Consider the following 2450-nt stretch of genomic DNA (forward strand, 5'->3'; position numbering starts at 1 on the left):
CCGGGCGGCCGGCGTGGGCGGGCACCGTCGAGCTCGCGCTGCTGGCCGCCCGCGCGCAGCGGGTGACCGACGCGGACTGGCGCACCGCGTTCGCCCCCGTGCTGCGCCCGTTCGTCACCAACGCCGTCGCCGAGATCACCGCCAGCGCCGGGCTGGCCGCGCCCCAGGCCGACCTCGCGGCACTGGCCGAGTGCGGTGCGCGGCGGCTGTCGGGCAAGCTGGTCGACCTCGCCGCCCGCACCCTGCGCCACGAGCTGGACACCCGGCTGGCGGCCGGCACCGTGACCTCCGCTGGCGACTACGCGACCTCGCTCACCGACCCCGCCGGCCTCGCCGACCTGCTCGGCACCTACCCGGTGCTCGCCCGGCTGCTCGCCAGGACCGCCGACCAGCACGCGGCCGCGACCGTCGAACTGCTGACCCGGTTCCTGCTCGACCGCCCGGCCATCGTGGACACCCTGCTCGACGGCGTCGACCCCGGCGTCCTGCGCGAGATCGAGACCGGCGCTGGCGACGGGCACCGGCACGGCCGCGCGGTCGCGCTGCTGACCTTCGCCGACGGCCGCCGGGTGGTGTACAAACCCCGCGACCTCACCGCGCACGAACTGTTCTCCGGCGCGCTGCGCTGGCTCAACCGCGCGCTGCCCAGGCTGGACCTGTACGCGGTGCCCGCGCTGGTGCGCACCGGGTACGGCTGGCTGACCCACGTGCCCGGCGGGCCGCTGCCCGGGATCGAGGCCGCCGACCTGTTCTACCGCCGCCAGGGCGCGCTGCTCGCGCTGCTGCACGCGCTCTACGCCGCGGACATCCACCTGGAGAACGTGATCGCGTGCGGCGACCAGCCGGTGCTGGTCGACGTGGAGACGCTGTTCCACCCCTCGCTGGCCGCCGACACCGCGACCGTCGACCCGGCGGCCCGGCTGCTGTCGGACTCCGTGCAGCGCACCGGGCTGCTGCCGATCGCGATCGTGGGCGAGCACGGCGCGGCGGACCTGTCCGGCCTTGGCGGCGCGGCGGCCAACCGTCCCCGGCTCGACGGGCGCGCGCTGGACGTGGTGGACCACGAACGGGCGCTGCTGGCCGGTTTCCGCGCCGCCTACGACACGATCACCAGGCGCCGCACGGAGTTCACCGAGCTGCTGGCCGGGTTCGCCGACGTGGAGGTCCGGGTCGCGGTACGGCACTCGCGCGGCTACCTGACCCTGCTGGCCGAGTCGACCCGGCCGGAGCTGCTGCGCGACGCGCTGGACCGGGACGCCGTGTTCGATCTGTTGTGGACCGAGTCCGCGCACCATCCGCTGCGCTGGCAGGCCTGCCGGCACGAACAGTACGACCTGTGGGCGATGGACGTCCCGCTGTTCACCACCCGGCCGTCCTCGGCCGACCTGTGGAGCTCGGCCGGACAGCGGCTGCCCGGCGCGTTGCCGGCCGCCGGGCTGGTCGTCGCCGGCGGCCGGGTGGCCGCGATGGGCGATGTGGACCGGCGCGACCAGGAGTGGGTGATCGCCGCCGCGCTGGCCACCCGCGCCCCGGCCGGCGAGCACCGGGGCGGCGCCACCCGCGCCAGCCTGGCCGGCACCGCGGCCACCCCGGAACGCCTGCTCGCCTCGGCCTGCGCGATCGCCGACCAGATCGTCGCGCACACCCTGGACGAAGGCCACCGGCTGAACTGGCTCGGCATCGAGCTGGTCGACGACCGGCAGTGGCTGGTGCTGCCGATGGGCGCTGGCCTTGGCAACGGACATGTCGGGGTCGCGCTGTTCCTCGCCCAGCTCAGCGAGCTGTCCGGGATCGCGCGCTACGGCGAGGTCGCCCGCCGGGCGGTGCACGCGGTGCCGGACACGCTCGGCACGTTCACCGAACGCCCGGACCTGGTCGCCGCCGTCGGCTGCGGCGGCCTGCACGGCTTCGGCGGCATCGCCTACGGGCTGGCCAGGCTCAGCACCCTGCTCGCCGACGACGGGTTGCGCGCGGCCACCGCCACCGCGGTCGCGCTGGCCGCCAGGGCGGCGGGCACCCCGGGCGGGGCGGGGATCGCCACCGGCGGCGCGGGTTGTCTGGCCGCGATGACCGCGGTGCACGCCGAACTCGGACTGGCGCAGGCGGCCACCCTGGCCGACAACTGCGCCCGCCGGCTGGCCGAACTGGTGCGCCGCACGGGCAGCGCGGGCGCCGGCGGGTTCGCGAACGGCGCGGCCGGCATCGCCTGGGCACTGTCGGACCGGGACCCCGAGGCCGCTCGGCTGGCGTTGGCGGCCACCAGCGACTCCGGGGATCTCGGGTGGTGTTCGGGGCTCGCCGGGCTCGCGATCGCCGGGGCCGCCGACCCGGCGCCGTTGCTCGCGCCGCGGCCGGTCCTGGCCGACCTGAGCCTGTGCCACGGCGAGCTGGGCATCGCCGAGCCGCTGGCCGTGCTCGCCACGACCGGGCAGCGGCCGCCGGAGCTGGCC

The 2450-nt window shown here is 76.8% G+C and carries 1 protein-coding gene; it reads left to right on the forward strand.

What is annotated here, in order from left to right; all coding sequences use genetic code 11:
* Nucleotides 1-2450, forward strand: a 2450-nt coding sequence (locus tag ACYVIP_RS44775; protein ID WP_460407343.1) for a type 2 lanthipeptide synthetase LanM family protein, incomplete at both ends; no start/stop codon positions are given.

This window comes from Actinophytocola sediminis, from assembly GCF_054779715.1.